17 protein-coding genes are annotated in these 15,289 nt (G+C 39.0%); 7 read left to right on the top strand and 10 right to left on the bottom strand.

The features are described 5' to 3' along the window. Window positions 1-22: 22 nt before the first annotated feature. The 6 genes from FNW07_RS00530 to FNW07_RS00555 all read right to left on the bottom strand — a co-directional run bounded on the left by FNW07_RS00530 (window position 23) and on the right by FNW07_RS00555 (window position 6,769). A complete protein-coding gene (locus FNW07_RS00530) occupies window positions 23-469 on the bottom strand; it encodes a GNAT family N-acetyltransferase (RefSeq protein ID WP_126743308.1) in 447 nt (148 codons plus the stop codon). A 66-nt stretch (window positions 470-535) separates the two neighbouring features. Beyond that, window positions 536-1,027, bottom strand: coding sequence for an RDD family protein (locus FNW07_RS00535; RefSeq protein WP_126743307.1), 492 nt, complete (start codon window positions 1,025-1,027; stop codon window positions 536-538). Window positions 1,028-1,352: 325 nt separating this feature from the next. Next, on the bottom strand, window positions 1,353-3,731 hold the full coding sequence (locus tag FNW07_RS00540; protein ID WP_126743306.1) for a ribonucleoside-diphosphate reductase subunit alpha: 2,379 nt from the start codon (window positions 3,729-3,731) through the stop codon (window positions 1,353-1,355). 218 nt (window positions 3,732-3,949) lie between these two features. Further along, entirely contained in the window at window positions 3,950-4,927 is a 978-nt protein-coding gene (locus tag FNW07_RS00545) for a ribonucleotide-diphosphate reductase subunit beta (RefSeq protein WP_126743305.1), read from the bottom strand. Window positions 4,928-5,281: 354 nt separating this feature from the next. After that, on the bottom strand, window positions 5,282-5,866 hold the full coding sequence (locus tag FNW07_RS00550) for a DUF3109 family protein (protein WP_126743304.1): 585 nt from the start codon (window positions 5,864-5,866) through the stop codon (window positions 5,282-5,284). A 93-nt stretch (window positions 5,867-5,959) separates the two neighbouring features. Continuing rightward, window positions 5,960-6,769 carry a DUF4412 domain-containing protein gene (locus tag FNW07_RS00555; RefSeq protein WP_126743303.1) on the bottom strand — a complete coding sequence of 270 codons (810 nt, stop codon included), beginning with the start codon at window positions 6,767-6,769 and terminating at the stop codon, window positions 5,960-5,962. A gap of 207 nt (window positions 6,770-6,976) precedes the next feature. Here FNW07_RS00555 and FNW07_RS00560 point away from each other — a divergent pair, with 207 nt between their 5' ends. From FNW07_RS00560 to FNW07_RS00570, 3 genes are read left to right on the top strand one after another with little or no spacing between them, the layout of a single operon-like run. Further along, window positions 6,977-7,552 (top strand): MarC family protein, encoded by a 576-nt coding sequence (locus FNW07_RS00560; protein ID WP_126743302.1) that lies wholly within the window; start codon window positions 6,977-6,979, stop codon window positions 7,550-7,552. Between the two features lie 41 nt (window positions 7,553-7,593). Next, window positions 7,594-7,794, top strand: coding sequence for a hypothetical protein (locus tag FNW07_RS00565; RefSeq protein ID WP_126743301.1), 201 nt, complete (start codon window positions 7,594-7,596; stop codon window positions 7,792-7,794). 3 nt (window positions 7,795-7,797) lie between these two features. Next, window positions 7,798-8,406 carry an FAD-dependent oxidoreductase gene (locus tag FNW07_RS00570; RefSeq protein WP_126743300.1) on the top strand — a complete coding sequence of 203 codons (609 nt, stop codon included), beginning with the start codon at window positions 7,798-7,800 and terminating at the stop codon, window positions 8,404-8,406. A gap of 2 nt (window positions 8,407-8,408) precedes the next feature. Here FNW07_RS00570 and FNW07_RS00575 read toward each other — a convergent pair whose 3' ends face one another. From FNW07_RS00575 to FNW07_RS00585, 3 genes are all read right to left on the bottom strand, one after another. After that, window positions 8,409-9,986, bottom strand: a complete 1,578-nt coding sequence (locus FNW07_RS00575) for a S41 family peptidase (protein WP_126743299.1) — start codon at window positions 9,984-9,986, stop codon at window positions 8,409-8,411. Then, entirely contained in the window at window positions 9,970-10,416 is a 447-nt protein-coding gene (locus tag FNW07_RS00580) for a dCMP deaminase family protein (protein WP_126743298.1), read from the bottom strand. The genes FNW07_RS00575 and FNW07_RS00580 overlap by 17 nt, the downstream gene beginning before the upstream one ends. A gap of 155 nt (window positions 10,417-10,571) precedes the next feature. Next, on the bottom strand, window positions 10,572-11,165 hold the full coding sequence (locus FNW07_RS00585; RefSeq protein ID WP_126743297.1) for a HupE/UreJ family protein: 594 nt from the start codon (window positions 11,163-11,165) through the stop codon (window positions 10,572-10,574). Between the two features lie 179 nt (window positions 11,166-11,344). Between FNW07_RS00585 and FNW07_RS00590 the strand changes: the two genes are divergently transcribed. After that, complete coding sequence (locus FNW07_RS00590; protein WP_126743296.1) at window positions 11,345-11,776, top strand: TerB family tellurite resistance protein; 432 nt, start codon at window positions 11,345-11,347, stop codon at window positions 11,774-11,776. Between the two features lie 66 nt (window positions 11,777-11,842). Here the strand turns inward: FNW07_RS00590 and fbp are convergent, their stop codons facing one another. Next, entirely contained in the window at window positions 11,843-12,844 is a 1,002-nt protein-coding gene (gene fbp, locus FNW07_RS00595) for a class 1 fructose-bisphosphatase (protein WP_126743295.1), read from the bottom strand. 108 nt (window positions 12,845-12,952) lie between these two features. On the opposite strand from fbp, the gene FNW07_RS00600 reads away from it, so the two are divergent. From FNW07_RS00600 to FNW07_RS00610, 3 genes are read left to right on the top strand one after another with little or no spacing between them, the layout of a single operon-like run. Then, window positions 12,953-13,426, top strand: coding sequence for a GNAT family N-acetyltransferase (locus tag FNW07_RS00600; RefSeq protein WP_126743294.1), 474 nt, complete (start codon window positions 12,953-12,955; stop codon window positions 13,424-13,426). Continuing rightward, window positions 13,427-14,686, top strand: coding sequence for an aspartate kinase (locus tag FNW07_RS00605; RefSeq protein WP_126743293.1), 1,260 nt, complete (start codon window positions 13,427-13,429; stop codon window positions 14,684-14,686). A gap of 1 nt (window position 14,687) precedes the next feature. After that, window positions 14,688-15,245, top strand: coding sequence for a GNAT family N-acetyltransferase (locus FNW07_RS00610; protein WP_126743292.1), 558 nt, complete (start codon window positions 14,688-14,690; stop codon window positions 15,243-15,245). The last annotated feature ends 44 nt before the right edge of the window (window positions 15,246-15,289 follow it).

The following is a 15,289-nucleotide window of genomic DNA, read 5'->3' on the forward strand; positions in this document are numbered from 1 at the left end:
ACGAATTGAAAAATAAAGTCGGTTAAATTATTTTCTTCATGCAAACGCTGTTTTCAACGCCAATGTATTGACCAAAGTTTGGAATAATTTTGTAGCCTGATTTTTTATACAAAGCAATAGCGTTTTCCAGTTTTGGAGACGTTTCCAAAATGTAACTACTATATTGGAGTTCTGTTGCCCAAGATTCCAATTCGTTCAGAATAAGACTGGCAATTCCTTTTTTTCTGTGTTCAGGATGTACAAACATGCGTTTGATTTCTGCTGTGTCAAAGTCGTATTCCTTAAAACCGCCACAACCCACAGGGGCATCATTTTCATAACAAACTACAACATGTTCTAAATATTTGTTGTTATAAAAGGAAAAGAAATCTCTTTCTTTCCCATCTATATCTATCAGGTATTCATCAAAAATGGCGATCAGTTTTTGAAAATCGGCATTATCGGAAGTGGTTCTTTTTAAAGTAATCATTTTGTAAAGTATTTAAATATAAAAACAGCCATCAAAATTGACGGCTGATTCTATGAATAGAACTTTTTAAAGCATCTCGAGCGGAGCGGCATACAGTTGTTTTTTTTCAATAAACTTATGTCTTTTGACCACATAGGTATGGGAAAAACTGTCGTGCCAGCCTCTGGATTTGGAACCTAAAAAAGTAAGGGCCTCAAAAGGAATGAAACGGCAGAGTGTTCTTTTCAGAATAGCCGCAGTAGTGGGTTTGGAACCATTTCTCATAGCAACAATGGTTTTGGTAAAGTATTTGGCCAAAGTCCGCGAAAAATAAGTTTCCATTATCAGATAATAAAGCATCATGACAACTGCGAATGATAGACAATGTTCGATGGGCGTCATGCATTCAATCCGGTCTGATAGAGCGGTGTTGTTGGCTATATCTGCGATCAGAATAATAGTAGTACCGATACTGATCCAGATAATGTATACAATAAGCGAATCGATTAGGCAGTTCAGAAACCGATCTCCTTTGGACGCCAGTAAAGTGTCTGTAATGGTAAATTCCTTGCTTTCCATCTTAAATTATTTTGAAGTAAATACAGCAATAAAAACAGGAGTAACTACCTCAAATATAGTGATTTATTTCTAAACATTTACTTACAAAATATGTAATTTCAGAATTAAATTCAGGTGCGGATCTAGCCCCGATTAAAGTGAAAATCCTTTTTATTCCGTCTTTTCTACGGATGAAAAGATTACTTCACTATACTTCTATTCCCATAGGAGTTCAGTGAATTTCATTTGCAACGAAAAAGCGGGATTAGCTCCAAAAAAAAAACAGCTACCAAAATGATAGCTGTTTAGATTTAATATTTAAAGATTGCTTCGTTCCTCGCAATGACTAAGAACCGCACATTTCACAATCTTCCGGTCCGTCAGCCTGTGCCTTTAGCAACATCGCCTTGAAATCCTCTACCGCAATCGCTTCCACCGCAATTGGTTCTGCTTTTTTATCGTTGTTTAACGTGAACTTAATCGCATCAACAGCCGCTTTGGTTCTCAAATAGTACATTCCGGTTTTCAAACCTGATTGCCAGGCGTAGAAGTGCATCGACGTCAGTTTAGAATAATTGGCATCCTGCATAAACAGGTTCAATGATTGCGACTGGTCGACAAAATACCCACGCTGACGTGACATATCGATGATGTCTTTCATTGACATTTCCCAAACTGTTTTGTATAATTCTTTCAAATCCTGAGGAATCGCATCAATGTTCTGAACCGAACCGTTGTGACGCATGATTTCCTGTTTCAGATCCTCATTCCACAATCCTAATTGTACCAGATCGTGCAATAAGTGTTTGTTCACCACGATGAATTCTCCGGAAAGTACTCTTCGGGTGTAAATATTGGACGTATAGGGCTCGAAAGCTTCGTTGTTTCCTAAAATCTGGGAAGTTGAAGCTGTTGGCATTGGCGCTACCAATAAAGAGTTACGCACACCATGTTCCATTACTTCTTTTCTCAAAGAAGCCCAATCCCATCTTCCGGACAATTCCTCGTCTTTCATTCCCCACAGATTGTGTTGGAATTCTCCCTGAGATATTGGTGACCCTTTGAATGTTGAATATGGACCTTCCTCGATTGCCATTTCCATCGAAGCGGTTACGGCAGCAAAATAAAGGGTTTCGAATATTTCCTGGTTTAATTTTTTGGCTTCATCAGAAGTAAACGGCAAACGCAATAGGATAAAGGCATCAGCCAATCCCTGCACTCCCAATCCGATTGGACGGTGACGCATGTTGGAATTTTCGGCTTCCTTAACCGGGTAATAATTACGGTCGATAACTTTATTCAGGTTTCTCGTTACGCGTTTGGTTACCTTGAACATCAAGTCGTGGTTGAATTTTCCGTTCTCCACAAACATCGGCAACGAAATCGACGCTAAATTACAAACCGCAACCTCATCCGGCGAGGTAAATTCCATAATCTCGGTACATAAATTCGATGAACGGATCGTACCTAAATTTTTCTGGTTTGATTTTCTGTTGGCTGCATCTTTATACAACATATACGGGGTTCCGGTCTCTATTTGAGATTCCAGGATTTTCTCCCATAATTCACGTGCTTTGATGGTTTTACGGCCTTTTCCTCTGGTTTCGTAATCGATGTACATGGCTTCAAACTCATCGCCATACACATCATACAATCCAGGGCATTCGTTCGGACACATCAATGTCCAATAGCTGTCTTCCTGAACGCGTTTCATGAACAGATCCGAAGTCCACATCGCGAAGAATAAATCCCTGGCGCGCATTTCTTCCTTTCCGGTGTTCTTTTTCAAATCCAAAAATTCGAAAATATCAGCATGCCACGTTTCGATATAAATCGCAAAACTTCCTTTACGTTTTCCACCACCTTGGTCTACATAACGTGCCGTATCGTTAAAAACCCGCAACATCGGGACAATTCCGTTCGACGTTCCGTTAGTTCCACGGATATACGAACCTGTCGCTCTCACATTGTGGATAGACAATCCGATTCCACCTGCCGATTGCGAGATTTTTGCCGTTTGTTTCAGCGTATCGTAAATCCCGTCAATACTGTCGTCCTGCATTGCCAATAGGAAACAAGAAGACATTTGCGGTTTTGGGGTTCCGGCATTGAATAATGTTGGGGTTGCATGCGTGAAGAATTTCTTCGACATCAAGTCGTAGGTTTCTATCACGGATTCCAAGTCATTTAAGTGGATTCCAACAGAAACACGCATCAGCATATGTTGGGGTCTTTCAACAATTTTCCCGTTTATTTTTAGCAAATAAGAACGTTCCAATGTCTTGAAACCGAAGTAATCATAGTTAAAATCCCTGTTATAGATAATGTGCGAATTAAGGAATTCGGCATTTTCCATAATCACTTTATGCACTTCTTCCGAAAGCAACGGCGCTTTTTGTCCATTTCTCGGGTTTACATAAAAATACATTTCGTTCATCGTTTCCGAGAACGATTTGTTGGTGTTTTTATGCAGATTAGAAATCGCAATACGGGCTGCCAATTGAGCATAATCCGGATGTGCAATTGTCATCGAAGCCGCAGTTTCAGCCGCAAGATTGTCCAGTTCAGAAGTCGTAACCCCGTCATAAAGACCTTCAATGACACGCATCGCCACTTTTACGGGATCAACCAAATCGTTCAATCCGTAACATAATTTTTTTATTCTATCCGTAATCTTATCAAACATTACCGGCTCTTTGTGGCCGTCTCTTTTTACTACATCCATACGGTTAAATTTTTATATTGTTATTGAAAAATTTAAAGATTGAAAATGAATCTCAATTCTTAAACATTGATTTTTTTATTTTTTGAATTCATCCTGATAAAATTCAGGAGCTAATCCTGCTATCCGCTATATCTTTTATTTTTTAAAGAAAAAAAAAGAAAAAAAAAAAAAGGATGCCGCTATTATCAGGGCTAACCTAATTTGACCACTCGCTTTTTCTAAAAATCCGCGTCAAATGAAATTTTCTGAGCATCCGAATCGGTATTCATCACCCCTGATTTTTGGTATTCGGCCACTTTCTTTTCAAAGAAATTGGTTTTTCCCTGAAGCGAAATCATGTCCATGAAATCAAAAGGATTCGCTGTATTGTATTCGCGGTCACATCCTAATTCCACCAACAATCGGTCGGCAACAAATTCCAAATATTGCGTCATCAATACGGCATTCATTCCAATTAAACTCACCGGAAGTGATTCGGTAATGAATTCTCTTTCGATAATTAAAGCATCAACAATAATCGCTCGAATTCTTTCTTTTGGCACTTTGTTTACCAAATGATGGTTGTGCAAATGCACGGCAAAATCACAGTGAACGCCTTCATCACGGGAAATCAATTCGTTAGAGAACGTCAAGCCCGGCATTAATCCACGTTTTTTCAACCAGTAAATCGAACAGAATGCCCCGGAGAAGAAAATTCCTTCCACAGCAGCGAAAGCAATCAGTCTTTCGGCAAACGAATCAGATTCGATCCATTTCAGCGCCCAGTCTGCTTTCTTCTTAATGGCCGGAAAAACTTCCAACGCATTGAATAATTGGTCTTTCTCCTGTTCGTCTTTTACATACGTATCAATCAATAACGAGTACGTTTCGCTATGGATGTTTTCCATCATAATCTGGAAACCGTAGAAAAATTTCGCTTCAGCATATTGCACTTCGTTAACAAAGTTTTCCGCCAAGTTTTCGTTTACAATTCCGTCGGAAGCTGCAAAAAATGCCAAAATATGTTTGATGAAGTATTTCTCTTCGTTATTCAGTTTATTGTTCCAGTCATTTAAATCCTGTGACAGGTCGATTTCCTCGGCAGTCCAAAAACTCGCTTCCATTTTCTTGTACCATTCCCATATATCATGGTGCTTGATTGGAAAAATCACGAATCGGTTTTTGTTTTCTTGTAATATTGGCTCAACTGCTGACATAGTTTCTTGACGTTTATGGAATTATAAGGAGATTGCTTTGACGAAATCCTGTTTACAAAGATTAGGAATTCTTATGGTTATTAAAAGCCAAACTTATTCACAATTGCCTTTAGTTTTTAACAAATGACAAAAAACAGGAACATTTTTCATACAAAAGATAAAATATTGATTTTCAATAATTTAAAAATTAAAAAAATAGATAAAGCACCGTAAAATATAGGAATTTTAAATTAAAAAACAAGAAATTTTAACATTTTCCATTTATAAAAATTTACACCAAAAACATAGGTCAGAATGACAATGAATTACAAAAAAACCGGACGATCAGGTCCGGCTCTTTGTTTATATTTTTATCTATTTTCTTCGTGAAGGGTAGTTTTTTAATTCGGCAGCCACTTTTTCAAGTTCCAGATACCAGTCTTCGCCAAATTTCCTGATCAGCGCTTCCTTGACAAATTTGTAGACCGGAACCTCCAGTTCCTTACCTAACGAGCAGGCATCACTGCAAATATCCCACTTGTCATAATTGACTGCAGCAAATTCCGAAAAGTCTTTTACGCGGATAGGATACAAATGACAGGAAACAGGTTTTTTCCAAGAAATCAGTCCTTGATTATAAGCTTGTTCAATACCACATAGCGCGGTTTTTCCGTCAAAGATTACATAGGCGCAATCCTTATTGTCAATTAACGGGGTTTCCATATCGCCATCGGTTCCTATCACCCAAGTGCCCTGCGCCTCAATGGCAGCGATTCCTTCTTTACGCAAAAAGGGTTTCACTTTGGGATAAATGGCCTCCATTATTTTAGTCTCTTCTTCACTTAAAGGCGCACCGGCATCACCATCGACGCAACATGCCCCTTTACACGCTGAAAGATTACAAACAAATTCTTTTTCTAAAATGTCTTCAGAGACAATGGTTTTTCCTATTTGAAACATTTTGCAAAGGTATTCAAACATTTTCGAAATAACAATCGCAAAATCACAATTTTTTAATTATAAAATCAACTCAACCTATTGAATATCTTTTGGTTACATGAATTTGTATTCTGATTTGACAAATGCACGGGCATTTTTCTCCAAATCCACACATTTCATCGTGGTCAGCTGGCCATTCTTTAAATTTTTCATTTCCATAGACATCGTCAGCGGCTTTTCGCCTTTCTTGAAAAAATCTTTGAAAGCATCGGGTAGCTTATGGTTTTGCTGTGATTGGAACATGTTTGCAAAACTCACTTTCGCATCATTGGTGTAATAAAAAACCATCACGTAATTATTGTTGGTCGCCTCCATCCCTTTGCAATTATAGCCCAAAATCGTTTTATTGGGCAGGGTCTTATAGGTAAATTTGGTATTCTCTGTTTCATTTTTGGCTAGTTCCGTATAATCCACCATTTTAGAGGCCGAGGCCATTTTCACTTTCTGATTGAATGTCGTAATCATGATTTTATTTTTATGGTCCATAATCATGAACATGTCGTTCGAATTAATATTGAACCCAAAATAGTCTGCATTGGGTTCTAAAAAATATTCGGTGACCATTGCTTTTCCTTTATCAGTCTGTATTTCCATGCTGTATTTCCAACTGAAAGTATAGGAATCGGGAATCACGGACGGATCCACTTTGTTCTTTCCATAGCCCATAGCCATAGATTCCGGGTTTAATGTCCTGTCCATTGGCTTGGATATTTCTTCTGCCGCCTTATCCGAAACCTTCTCAACCGCCTTGCGCTCTACTTTATCCTCAACTGCTCTTTTTAATTTTTTCAGAATCTGGGCTTGTGCTCCATTTACGAAAAACAACACCAATAGCGAACAAAAAATCCTTTTAATTTTTTTCATAGTTGCCTGATTTTAAATTAAACTACAAATTTAAGAATTGATTTTCAGAAGGTTATATCTTTTAATTATACATTATGATTACAGTCCGGATATGAAATAATTTTTCCAGCCGTAAACAGCAATTCGACTCTTCTGTAAAAAATTAACGTACTTTTGGCTAGTGCTGAATTAGATTTGAAATACTTTTGCACCCTCAAAAAAAACAATATGGAACTGAATTTTAGAGAAATAGCGACCGTGGGAATGGTTCTTTTTGCGGTAATTGACATTGTGGGCTCGATTCCGATTATTGTCGATTTAAGAACGAAGCATGGCCATATCGAATCCGAAAAAGCCTCGTTAGTCGCTGGACTGATTATGATTGTGTTTCTTTTTGCAGGAGAGGAACTGTTGAATCTGATTGGTATTGACGTGAATTCGTTTGCTGTTGCGGGATCGTTTGTACTATTCTTTTTAGCTTTGGAAATGATTCTGGGCATTCGCATCTATCGCGATGAAGAAGCAAGCTCTGCCTCCATTGTTCCTCTTGCCTTTCCGCTTATCGCGGGAGCCGGTACAATGACGACTTTATTGTCACTTCGTGCGGAATTTCAAACTATAAATATTATCATTGCTATTATTTTAAATATCATCCTGGTTTACGGTGTTCTGAAGTCGTCTTCAAAAATCGAAAGAATGTTAGGTAAAAACGGCTTGAGTGTTATCCGGAAAACTTTTGGTGTTGTACTGTTGGCAATCGCTGTTAAATTATTTGCAGCGAATGTTAAAGGTTTGTTTATCTAGAATATAATTTATTAATTTCACAACGTATAAATAACACTAAAATGAAACTATTTACTTCCATATTGGTTTTTTTGGCCTTAGCATTAATCGTTTTCAATATAACTTTGCTGGATTTTAACCATCTTTTTGAGGGTGAAAGTTCAATAGCATTGATTGGAATCGTCGCTTCTTTTTGTGCTATTTTCATTCTTCTGATCTTTAGAATGTCTAAAATGATCGAAGAACGAACTAAAGAAAAATAGTATATGTTTGATGTGCTGATTATAGGCGGCGGCGTCTCCGGAATGTCTTGTGCCTTAATTTTGGGTTCTGCTAAAAAGAAAACTTTTGTAGCTGACAAAAAAATAGGAATTATCACGCATCAAAAAAGCTCTTCTCTCCAAGAAGCGTTGTTTAATAATGCATACGGAATTCCCCCAGGGACTTTAGGTTCCGATTTACTGCGACAAAGCACCGCCCATTTATCCCAAGCTTATCCTCACATCCAACAAATACCGGACGAAAAAGTACTGAAAATAGAGGGGGTTTTTCCTGGTTTTCTGATTACTACCAACAAAAAATCCTATCACACCAAAAATATCGTCATCGGTATTGGGGCTTCTAATTCATTTGAAGTTGAAGGACTAATGCAGTATGTGGAACCTCATCAGAAATCATTGCCCGAAAAACAACGAATTCAGTTAAAAAACACCGACCATAAAGTCGCAGAAGGCATTTATGTAGTGGGAACATTGGCCGGTTGGAGAAGCCAGTTAACCATTGCTGCGGGAAGCGGAGCGTCAGTTGCAACCGATATTCTTACGCTATGGAATGACGGCATTCAGACGCACAGTCATGACAGCATTAAAAAATAAACTTACGGTTTTGGAGTAAAAACTGCTTTTACCATCGCATCTTCTTTTAGTACAATTTCAAAATATTTCGGCTCGCCATACAATTGTCTTGCAAATTCAGCTGCCAGATACCGTTTCACCAAGGCTTTATTTCCGCCGAGTTTCAACAGTAAGCCGGTTTTGGTTAGATAATCCTGAAACGTATTGAAATACATATCGGTTTGTGCCATCTTGGTCAGAAACTGTGGAAATGGCAATCCTGTAAACTCCTTTCGTTGCGTATCCAATTGTTCAAAAACATAATAGCTGACAATTCCGGACTGCATCAGATAGACCACACCTTCTTCGCCATGTTCTTCTTCTAACGGAACAAAAATATCCGGGACAATTCCGCCGCCGCCATAAACCGTTTTCCCTTTTGGGGTTTTAAATTTTAGCGTGTCATCGACTTTAATGCTGTCTTTTTTATACAATTCACCAGTTTGAATCCGCTGGTCGAATTCCTTGAAATAGTCTTCATTTCCGTTTTTATACGATTTCTGAATCGATCTTCCTGTAGGTGTATAATATCGGGCAACGGTTAGCCGCACTGCGGATCCGTCCTCAAAATCGATTTCGCGCTGCACCAAACCTTTCCCGAAAGAACGGCGTCCGATTATGGTTCCGCGGTCATTATCCTGAATGGCCCCGGCCAAAATTTCGCTTGCGGAAGCCGAATTTTCATTGATCAGGATAAACACTTTCCCGCTTTCAAAACTACCATTTGCAGTCGCAAAAATCTTATCTGTTCTTCCTTTTTTATTTTTCGTAAAAACGATTAACTGTTTGTCTTTTAATAATTCATCGGCAATTTCGACCGCTTTTTCCATATAGCCGCCTCCATTGTCACGGACATCAATAATCAAGGACTGCATTCCTTGCTTTTTTAACTTGGTCAGACCCGTCATGAACTCGTGATAGGTCGTTTCGGCAAAACGGTTGATTTTGATGTACCCGGTCGTGCGGTTCATCATTGTCGCGACATCGACGCTTTTTATCGCCACCACATCGCGTTGGATTTTGAAATGAAGTTTCTTGTGTGCGCTTCTTCGGTAGATAGTCAACATTATTTCGGAACCCACTTCTCCTTTCAGCTTTGAAAAAAGGCTGTCGGTCGGTAATTTACGCCCGAATAATTTGTCGTTGTTAACATATAAAATACGGTCTCCTGCTTTAATGCCTGCTTTAGCGGAGGGACCTCCTTCAACGGGCTTAATGATGGCAACTGTATCGTTGAACATATAAAAATTCACGCCAATCCCGACAAAATCGCCTTTCATGCTTTCGGCCACTTCGCTTTGCTGGCTGGGAGGAACATACACCGAATGTGGGTCCAGTTTTTCTAAAATGTTGGTCACCGCCAAATCAACAATTGAATCTGTATTGACATTGTCGACATATTCATTATTGATGAAATCGAGTAATTTATTGAGCTTATTGCGGTGCGAATTGGAAGAAAACGAAGCTCCCTGATTGGGAAAATTCAGCAACGCACCGAGAACCACACCCACAGCAAGCGTAGCAAAAATGTAAATAGGGAAATATTTATTGCTGGTTTTCATATTCTTCTAAAAGGGAAATATGCTCTACTTCCACTCCTGCTTTTCGTAAAAATTCTAGTCCTGAATCATCGCGGTATCCATTGTGGTAAACCACTCTTTTAATACCGGACTGATGAATGAGTTTGCTGCATTCCTTGCACGGGGACAACGTAATATATAAGGTGGCTCCTTCACAGGATTGTGTGGAACCCGCCACTTTCAAAATGGCATTGGCCTCGGCATGAAGCACAAACCATTGCGTTAATCCTTCATCATCTTCGCAGCAGTTTTCGAAACCCGATGGCGTTCCGTTGTAACCGTCTGAAATGATCATTCGGTCCCGGACAATTATGGCACCTACCTGCTTGCGTTTGCAATAGGACAATCGTGCCCATTCTGTAGCAATCCGAAGATAGGCGCGATCGTATTTGTTTAGTTTATTTTTCTCCATGAACATTTCCAAAAATTGAAATCATATATCCCTAGCCCTGATGGAAGCGGCATCCCGCGCTTTTTTGCGCGGATACAGCGGACAGCAGGATCAGCTACTACAAAAGTACGCAAACCTTTCGCTCCTCCTACCGAAACCCGTTCAGAATTTTTATTTTATCTGTGCCAGATTGGGCTTTCGATAATCATTGGCAGCACAATACCAATAACAAAAGCCGACATAACTAAGGTCCAGTCTCTTTTGGAGAATCGGAAGAAAGTCTGCACGATATAGGATAATATCAGAACGACAAAAACCACGACCAATTGTGCCGCTTCGATTCCGGTGGCAAACTCGAGAATCGGAAGTAATTTATCAGAGGCGCTTCCGCCAAGGATGGATTTAAAATAATTGGCAAATCCGAGTCCGTGGATAATACCGAAGAACAATGTGATGAACCCAATGATACTGATACTTTCGTTTTTAGATGATTTCCCCGCCGTGAAAAGATGAAAAATGGCAGTTACCAGGATAGTTATCGGTATTAAAAATTCGATCAGGTTCGCTTTAATGATGACTACTCCATACACCGAAAGCAGCAATGCCAGGGTATGTCCAATGGTAAAAATGGAAATTAAAACCAGGACTCTTTTCCAATCCTTAAAAGCATACGGCACCGTTAAAGCAATTAGAAAAAGCACATGATCATAGGCCCTGATGTCTAAAACATGACGCATTCCTATTTCAAAATAGATCCAAAATTCTGACATTGTATGTGATATTAAAGATTTAGATAGTGTCAAACTTACGATTTATTTTGAAAAAAGCCGGATGGGACTCTATTAAATGCATTCTGAAATATATTTTTTAAAACGGGTATTATTTAGAAACCGTAATTGTTAAAATCTAAATTTAGCAGTATATTTGTGCTATACTTAAAAGAACAATTATGTCATTTTCAGATTTATTTGATAACGAATTTAAAAGCAGAAACAAAGGTCATTTCTCTGCCATTGTAAGAGTGGCTACGGCCGATGGAGATATGAGCGCGGAGGAAAGATTATTCCTTGACAAACTGGCCAAACAATTGGAGATTTCCAAGGATGAATATGAGGAAATTCTGGAAAACCCAATGAAATATCCAATTAATCCCCCATATTTATACACCCAGAGACTGGAACGTCTGTATGATTTGTCGAGAATGGTATTTGCGGACCATGTTTTAGGACAAAGACAGAAAGATATTTTACAAAAGTTTGCTTTGGCACTTGGTTTCACGCCGGGGAACGTTAGCTTTATTGTTGACAAAGCCTTGTCATTGTTAGTCCAGAATGTGGATTTGGATACATTCGTTTTTGAAATGCAGCACATGAACCGATAATTATCGGTCATTATATAAAATAAAAAAGGTCCTGAAATTCAGGACCTTTTTATTTTATATGCTTCTTTACTTTATCATGAATTCTTCGGCCTTTTCCACCATGTTATGGCTTCCGCAGAAAAAAGGTACGCGCTGATGCAGTTCAGTCGGCTGGATTTCCATGATTCTGCCGAAACCATCCGAAGCTTTACCTCCCGCCTGTTCGGCTATAAAAGCCATGGGATTGCATTCATACAACAATCTCAGTTTCCCATTTGGCGATTTTGAACTCGTTGGGTAAATGTAAATTCCGCCTTTGATCATATTCCGGTGAAAATCCGACACGAGACTTCCGATATAACGGGAAGTGTAAGGTCTGTCGCCTTCCTCTGACTGGCAATATTTGATATAGTCCTTTACGCCTTGCGGAAAATGAACATAATTTCCTTCATTGATAGAGTAGATTTTTCCATCTTTGGAATATTGCATGTTTGGGTGCGAAAGATAGAACGTTCCGATAGCCGGATTCAGGGTAAATCCATTTACGCCATGTCCTGTTGTATAAACCAACATCGTTGAAGTTCCGTAAATCACATAACCCGCAGCTACCTGACTTGTTCCAGGCTGCAGGAAATCTGCCATTGTTACTGGTGTACCGATTGGAGAAATTCTTCTGAAAACAGAAAAAATAGTTCCCACGGAAACGTTCACATCAATATTGGACGAACCGTCAAGCGGATCCATCAAAACGACATATTTGTTATTATGGCATTTGTCATTTCCGGCAACGGTAATAAACTCATCGTTTTCCTCGGAAGCAATCCCGCAAACAATTTCCCGATTGATCAAGGTCTGGATAAAAACATCATTGGCATAAACGTCCAGTTTTTGCTGGTCTTCTCCCTGTATATTTTGTTCGCCTGCCGCACCTACAATATCCACTAATCCAGCTTTGTTAACCTTATAGTTGACTACCTTGGCTGCCAGCCTGATAGAATTGATGATTCTTGATAACTCGCCCGATGAATATTGAAAATCTTCTTGTTTCTCAATAATGAATTCACCTAAAGTCTTATTCCGTTGTTCCATTGTAAGTACGTTGTCGTTGTGTTCACAAATATCGTGTTTTTTGTTAAATTCAAATCATTATTATTTGATAGATTTACACAATTAAATTTTTATTGAAATTAGAACTTTATGACTATTCGAAAAGGCCAAAAAGAAGACATGCCGGCGGTTTTAGATCTCATCAGAGAACTGGCTGTTTTTGAAAAAGAACCGGATGCCGTTGTTGTGACTGTTGCCGATCTGGAGCGCGATGGGTTTTCTGAAAATCCAATGTTCCAGACAATTGTTGCCGAGATTGAGGATGAAATTGTAGGGATGGCGTTGTATTATTACCGTTATTCAACCTGGAAAGGGAAAACCATTCACTTGGAAGATTTGATTGTAAAGGAAAAAATGCGGGGAACGGGTTTAGGATCGGCGTTGTATAAAGAAATCATTGCTCAGGGCAAAAAAGATAATGTTCGCCGTGTTGAATGGAATGTGCTCGATTGGAATACTCCCGCCATTGATTTTTACGAGAAATCAGGTGCCAGAATATTGCATGACTGGCGTGTGGTTCAGATGGACGAAAGCGGAATTGATAATTTTTTAGACAGATTATAAATGAGAATATTCAAATTTGGAGGCGCTTCGGTAAAAGATGCAGCCGGAATCAGGAACGTATATGAGGTTTTGCAAAAAACAGGCTACGAAGATGTATTGATTGTCGTATCCGCGATGGGAAAAACAACCAATGCCCTCGAAGTGGTCATCAAGAATTATTTTGAGAAATCGCCAGCACTGCAAGCTTCCGTTCAGGACGTTAAAAAATACCACAACCAGATTCTGATGGATTTGTTTGAGGATGAAAAGCATCCCGTTTTTGCTGACGTAAATGTTTTTTTCGCCGATTTGGAATATTTCTTAAACCAGAATAAATCACCCAATTACAATTTTGTTTACGATCAGGTGGTCAGTTTTGGAGAGTTGATTTCGACAAAAATAATCAGCCATTACATGAGTCTGATGGGTATCAAAACCCAATGGCTTGATGTTAGAAATTTCATAAAAACCGACACCAATTACCGTGACGCAACTGTGGACTGGGATTTTACCCAGAAAAATATTTCCAAAAATGTCAAGAAAAAAGTTCTGAACATTACCCAGGGATTTTTGGGTTCGGATGAAAACAGTTTCACCACAACTTTAGGACGCGAAGGCTCCGATTATACGGCCGCCATTTTTGCGTACTGCCTGAATGCCGAAAGTGTCACCATTTGGAAAGACGTTCCCGGCGTCATGAATGCGGACCCGAGATATTTTGAAAATGCGAGCCTACTGAACCAGATTTCGTATCGGGAAGCCATTGAGCTGGCCTTTTACGGAGCCACGGTAATCCATCCTAAAACCTTGCAGCCCCTGCAGCGCAAAGAAATTCCGCTCTATGTAAAATCGTTCATCAATCCTCTGCTGCCTGGAACAAGCGTCAGCAAAGGATCCGATCTGGAACCTCAGTTACCATGTTTTATCGTGAAGAAAAACCAATTGTTAGTTTCACTTTCTTCGATTGATTTTTCATTTATAATGGAAGAGAATATCAGTGAAATATTTGCATTATTACATCAGTTTAAAATGAAGGTGGATCTGATCCAGAATTCTGCCATCAGTTTCTCGGTGTGTGTAGATGATAAGTTTGGCAATTTTGGAGCGTTAAAAAACATCCTTTCTAAAAAATTCGCCGTAACTTATAATGAAAATGTTTCGCTGTATACCATTCGCCATTTTGATGAAAAAGCAACCAAAATGGTAGAGAAAAACAAAGACGTTTTATTGAAGCAGATGAGCCGTGAAACAATGCAGATAGTAACCAAGGAAAGCAATTAATATGGAGAAGATTGAAATCAGGAAAGTATTACATCACGACTGCGAGCTATTGCATAGACTGGCCGTTGAGACATTTGTAGAAAGCTACGGTTCTGTCAATGCAGAAGCCAACATGCAAGGCTATTTGAACCAGAATTATTCTGTTGAGCAGTTAAAACTGGAATTAAAACATCCTTTTTCTGAATTTTATTTTGCTTATCTGAATCAGGAAGCTGTTGGTTTTTTAAAAATCAACTTTAACGAAGCCCAAACCAAAACACAAGACAAACCATCCATTGAAATTGAACGGATTTATGTTTTAAAGAAATTCCAAGGAAAACAAATCGGGCAGCTTTTATTCAACAAGGCCATAGAGATTGGAAAAGAACAACACGCCAAATATTTATGGTTGGGTGTTTGGGAGAAAAACGAACGGGCTATAAGGTTTTATCAAAAAAACGGTTTACTCCCTTATGGCAAACACATCTTCAAATTGGGAGATGAGGAGCAGCTCGACATTCTGATGAAGGTTGCTGTAACATCGTTTTCAAATCCAATTGAATCCAAAAAATCCGATTAAAACCACCGCTTGCCATATCACTGATTTTTCGCTGGAATACACTA

The sequence above is a fragment of the Flavobacterium sp. GT3R68 genome (assembly GCF_007109225.1).
GTDB lineage: Bacteria > Bacteroidota > Bacteroidia > Flavobacteriales > Flavobacteriaceae > Flavobacterium.

Excerpts from the sequence above, each read along its gene's own strand:
- FNW07_RS00530 (WP_126743308.1), bottom strand. The coding sequence starts at position 469 with ATGATTACTTTAAAAAGAACCACTTCCGATAATGCCGATTTTCAAAAA.
- FNW07_RS00535 (WP_126743307.1), bottom strand. The coding sequence starts at position 1,027 with ATGGAAAGCAAGGAATTTACCATTACAGACACTTTACTGGCGTCCAAA.
- FNW07_RS00540 (WP_126743306.1), bottom strand. The coding sequence starts at position 3,731 with ATGGATGTAGTAAAAAGAGACGGCCACAAAGAGCCGGTAATGTTTGAT.
- FNW07_RS00545 (WP_126743305.1), bottom strand. The coding sequence starts at position 4,927 with ATGTCAGCAGTTGAGCCAATATTACAAGAAAACAAAAACCGATTCGTG.
- FNW07_RS00550 (WP_126743304.1), bottom strand. The coding sequence starts at position 5,866 with ATGTTTCAAATAGGAAAAACCATTGTCTCTGAAGACATTTTAGAAAAA.
- FNW07_RS00555 (WP_126743303.1), bottom strand. The coding sequence starts at position 6,769 with ATGAAAAAAATTAAAAGGATTTTTTGTTCGCTATTGGTGTTGTTTTTC.
- FNW07_RS00560 (WP_126743302.1), top strand. The coding sequence starts at position 6,977 with ATGGAACTGAATTTTAGAGAAATAGCGACCGTGGGAATGGTTCTTTTT.
- FNW07_RS00565 (WP_126743301.1), top strand. The coding sequence starts at position 7,594 with ATGAAACTATTTACTTCCATATTGGTTTTTTTGGCCTTAGCATTAATC.
- FNW07_RS00570 (WP_126743300.1), top strand. The coding sequence starts at position 7,798 with ATGTTTGATGTGCTGATTATAGGCGGCGGCGTCTCCGGAATGTCTTGT.
- FNW07_RS00575 (WP_126743299.1), bottom strand. The coding sequence starts at position 9,986 with ATGAAAACCAGCAATAAATATTTCCCTATTTACATTTTTGCTACGCTT.
- FNW07_RS00580 (WP_126743298.1), bottom strand. The coding sequence starts at position 10,416 with ATGGAGAAAAATAAACTAAACAAATACGATCGCGCCTATCTTCGGATT.
- FNW07_RS00585 (WP_126743297.1), bottom strand. The coding sequence starts at position 11,165 with ATGTCAGAATTTTGGATCTATTTTGAAATAGGAATGCGTCATGTTTTA.
- FNW07_RS00590 (WP_126743296.1), top strand. The coding sequence starts at position 11,345 with ATGTCATTTTCAGATTTATTTGATAACGAATTTAAAAGCAGAAACAAA.
- fbp (WP_126743295.1), bottom strand. The coding sequence starts at position 12,844 with ATGGAACAACGGAATAAGACTTTAGGTGAATTCATTATTGAGAAACAA.
- FNW07_RS00600 (WP_126743294.1), top strand. The coding sequence starts at position 12,953 with ATGACTATTCGAAAAGGCCAAAAAGAAGACATGCCGGCGGTTTTAGAT.
- FNW07_RS00605 (WP_126743293.1), top strand. The coding sequence starts at position 13,427 with ATGAGAATATTCAAATTTGGAGGCGCTTCGGTAAAAGATGCAGCCGGA.
- FNW07_RS00610 (WP_126743292.1), top strand. The coding sequence starts at position 14,688 with ATGGAGAAGATTGAAATCAGGAAAGTATTACATCACGACTGCGAGCTA.